This window comes from Xanthobacter autotrophicus (assembly GCF_029991245.1).
GTDB classification, from domain to species: Bacteria; Pseudomonadota; Alphaproteobacteria; order Rhizobiales; family Xanthobacteraceae; genus Xanthobacter; species Xanthobacter autotrophicus_C.
The window spans coordinates 1-3,485 of the sequence record NZ_JAIVFO010000243.1; the positions used below are offsets into that span (position 1 = coordinate 1).

At 68.8% G+C, this 3,485-nt stretch carries 4 protein-coding genes; all 4 read right to left on the bottom strand.

Annotated elements, in window-relative coordinates:
• Positions 1 to 53: 53 nt before the first annotated feature.
• Positions 54 to 1,220, bottom strand: coding sequence for a hypothetical protein (locus K9U41_RS22235; protein WP_282643022.1), 1,167 nt, complete (start codon positions 1,218 to 1,220; stop codon positions 54 to 56).
• Positions 1,221 to 1,350: 130 nt separating this feature from the next.
• Positions 1,351 to 1,785 carry a DUF1489 family protein gene (locus K9U41_RS22240; protein WP_282643023.1) on the bottom strand — a complete coding sequence of 145 codons (435 nt, stop codon included), beginning with the start codon at positions 1,783 to 1,785 and terminating at the stop codon, positions 1,351 to 1,353.
• Positions 1,786 to 1,825: 40 nt separating this feature from the next.
• Positions 1,826 to 2,824: a hypothetical protein gene (locus K9U41_RS22245; RefSeq protein WP_282643024.1), complete on the bottom strand. Its 999-nt coding sequence runs from the start codon at positions 2,822 to 2,824 to the stop codon at positions 1,826 to 1,828.
• A 259-nt stretch (positions 2,825 to 3,083) separates the two neighbouring features.
• Positions 3,084 to 3,221: a hypothetical protein gene (locus tag K9U41_RS22250; protein WP_282643025.1), complete on the bottom strand. Its 138-nt coding sequence runs from the start codon at positions 3,219 to 3,221 to the stop codon at positions 3,084 to 3,086.
• Positions 3,222 to 3,485 lie beyond the last annotated feature (264 nt).

Below are 3,485 nucleotides of genomic sequence, written 5' to 3' on the forward strand. Positions count from 1 at the left end.
ACATAGGCCAAAGGCCGTTCCAGCCCTTTAACCCGCCCGCCCCCCTGCCCGGCTCACTCGTCGGTCAGCGGGCCGAGGATGAGGGTTTCCAGCTTCACCCAGTTGCCGAGCTGGGCATAGGTGAGCTTTTCCGCCTTCAGGTCCCAGGTCACCTCGGAACGGGTGGGGCCGACGCAGGCGTCCTTGCCGTCCTCGCCCTTCACCCGCCGGCAGGCGTCCTCAGTGTCATTGTAGTACACGCGGCCGTAAAGGCCCGGCTTCGACTGGTCGGCGCTGGAAAAGAACGCATCCGACTGCGCCTGCGCCGCGCCGGCATCGAAGAAGGACTGGTCATTGTTCGTCTGCTGCTCGTTCCAGCGCAGGTTGTATTCGTAATAGCCGGTATAGGGCTTCTTCTTGCCGGCCTTGTCGCTGAAGGTGCCGTTCTCCTCCACATAGCGGATGGAGCCGGACACCCGGTCGGTGAAGGAGCGGTCGGCCACCGCATAGCTGAAGCTCACGCCGTTTGCATCGGTCAGCCAGTTGCCCAGTTCATAGTCGTAGTCGAGGTTTCCGGAGACGCGGGTCTCGGGCAGGAACGAGAACGGACCGGCCGCAAGCTGGGTGCGCTCGAAGCGCAGCGGGTCCGGGTTCTTCACCTGGATGGACACGGTCTTGCCGTCCACCACCCGCGAATAGATCTTGGTGGCTTCCTTTTGGGCCTTGCGGAACTGCTCGCCCACCTCCCACCAGCGCGCCACGTTGCGGCCCTGGATGGAGCCGCCGAATGCCGAGGTGGTCTGGTTGCCCTTCACCACGTCGATGCGCAGCCGGCCGGCATCGGGGATGTAGCGCCCGTTGTTGTCGATCTGGAGGTCGCCGCGCAGGATCGCCACCTCCCGCGCGATCTGGGACGGGTTCGACGGATTGACCACGTCGAACTTCACCGAATAGACGAGGCTCTTGCCCGGCGTGCGCTGCACCGATCCCTTCAGGATCATGAGGTCGGCCACCGCGAGATCGGAAATCTCATAAAGGTCGGTGCCGGAGGTGGAGCGCGTGGAGCGGGAATTGTAGTCCACCGTCATGGCGCCGGTGAGCTTCGCCTTGTCGGCGGGAATCTCTTTGAGCGCCTGGCTCTGCTGGGCCGAAGCGGTGCCGATGGTTACGCCGGTCACGACGCCCGCCGCCAGAAGGCTCGCCGCGCACGCGAGAGTGGCAGGCACAATGCGTATGGTCATAGGTCTCTTCCCCTCGTCGAACCGCGGCTCGAAATGCCTGGCCCTTCGCGGTGCGCACAGTGGCGAAGCAATCCTGAACGGGAGATGACGAAACGTCAGAACAGCAGAAGAGAGCGGCACGCCGCCCCGTTCACAACAGACCCAGGTCGCGCAGCTCGCGCCTGAGGCCCTCGGGCAGTTCGGCGCCGCCCCCGGCGCGGGCGAGGTCCCTGGGCGCTTCGTTCGCCTTCAGGTAGCGCCAGCCCTGGAACGGGCGCGACGGGCGCGGCTCCACCGGCACCACACAGGGGTCGAGCACGAGGCCGCAGCGGCGCACCCCGTCGGCGTCCACGAAGGGGCGCAGGTCGATGAGGCGCTGGCGCGCCGCCACCTCACCCTTGATGACCCAATAGAGCGCGCCGCCGTCCAGCAGTTCCTCGCGCCGGGTCGGGACCATGCGGGTGACATGGATCTGCTCGAACGGCTGGCCCGCCTTGCGTGCCACCTCGGCCCGCTGGGCGATCCAGTCCTCCAGATCGGCGATGGAGGTCGCGCCGACGCACAGCTTGATGAGATGGAGCGTCATGGCCGCCTTGATCTGCTCCTACGCGATATACTGGCACGTTCTATTCGTCGCCAGCCGGTGCAGCGGCATCCGGCGCCGGCGTGGCGGGCGCCCCCTGGGGGCGCAGCCGGGATGGCGCGGCGGGCCGGGGCGTGGCGGCCGCGGGCGACGGGCCGGCCGGGCGCGCCGCCGGGCGGGACGGAGGCAGCGGCGCCAGGCCACTCGCCGCCGGAGCCGGAGCGACGGGGCTGTCCTCCACCGGCAGGTTCGCCACTGGCGGGCGCTCCTGCTGCGCCATTCCTGGCCCCCCGGCCCCGTTCTCATGCGGAACGACGGAGAAGCCGAACGGGCCGGTGCGCACCGGAGGGGCGGGATTGAGCGTGCCCCGGTTACGGGCGTTGCGCTCCCAGATGGGCGCATATTTGGCCACCAGCGCCTGGTAGCGGCCCTCGGTCATGTTGGCGACGACGCGGGAATTGTCACCCAGCACCGCGGCCGGCGCGCAAAAGGCGGGGGTGCAGCCGAACTCCTCCGCCAGCACCGCCGCCGTGAAGCCGAACGGGTCCAGTTCCAGCGGCCGGCGCCAGGTCATGACGCGGGCGCCAAGGCCCGGCACGTCGACCTTGCTCAGGATGTCCGCGGCGTCCTCCACCAGGGCGATGCGCTCGCGCACCAGGCCGCGCGCGGCGGAGACCGAATCCGGCCGCTCGAACAGCACCGCCTCGCACGCGCCGGCAAGGGTGGCATCGGCCGTGAGGCAGCCGAGCGCCGGGGTCTGGGCGGCGGCGGAATCGAGGGTCGCGGCGCGCGCCTCCAGCGCCTGCGCCTGCCCGCCCGCGGCCGTGCCCGAGATGGCGCGCACCACGGCGCCGCCCACGGCGAGGCCGCCGGCCAGCATGCCGAGCAGCACCAGGATTGTCACCGGATGGTCATTGGGCTCGGACCGCGCGAACAGGAGCACCACGAAGACCACGCCCGCCACCGCCGCGGCGATGGCGACCCAGCCGGGCACGGCGAAGCTCGCGTTCAGGACGCCCAGAAGCTGATCGACCCACTGCATCCGGCGTCCTCCACCCGCATTCACCAGCACGACCGAAGGCCCGGTTCCAGACGGGCGCCGGGCGTGTCGCGTTCAGGCGCGACCATCCGTTCGGGGCAGCGGGCGCCACCCCGGCGACGGGCGCGGATCATCGGCCCGCGCGTGCCTCAAGGCAACGCACGGGCCGCATCCACGCTCTCTATGGTAAAGCCTTTGGTCGTGGCCAGGACTTGGAAACCCGGACTTGGCGGCGACAGGACCTGGGTGGAAAAGCGGCGCCTCAGCCCACCCGCATGATGGCGTGCTCGAAGCCGCCGAACAGATAGACCACCGCAACCGCAACCAGGAAAACGGCAAGTGCGGTACGCGCGACGCCCCAGCAGGAGCGGCGATGGGAATAGCCTTGGCTCAGATTCATGATGGGATCATTGATCTCTTCACGTGCCCCCGCGGCACGCGGTGCGTTGCGCACTGCGGCATGATTAAAGTTTTGTGAACGTCCGGACAAGGGGGTGCGAACGGTTCGCAGGGTTGTCCAAGGCGCATGTCTGCCTGTGGCTGCCGCATCGGGTCCAGGCGGTGTTCTGGCGCATTTTCGCCATGCCCGTCGGTGGCCGCTCCGGTCAAAAATGCTTTATGAAGTCGGCCATGAGCACCGATTCCCGCCGGGATGCCCCCGCGC

Coding starts and splice junctions, on each gene's coding strand:
- K9U41_RS22235 (WP_282643022.1), bottom strand. CDS start 1,220: ATGACCATACGCATTGTGCCTGCCACTCTCGCGTGCGCGGCGAGCCTT.
- K9U41_RS22240 (WP_282643023.1), bottom strand. CDS start 1,785: ATGACGCTCCATCTCATCAAGCTGTGCGTCGGCGCGACCTCCATCGCC.
- K9U41_RS22245 (WP_282643024.1), bottom strand. CDS start 2,824: ATGCAGTGGGTCGATCAGCTTCTGGGCGTCCTGAACGCGAGCTTCGCC.
- K9U41_RS22250 (WP_282643025.1), bottom strand. CDS start 3,221: ATGAATCTGAGCCAAGGCTATTCCCATCGCCGCTCCTGCTGGGGCGTC.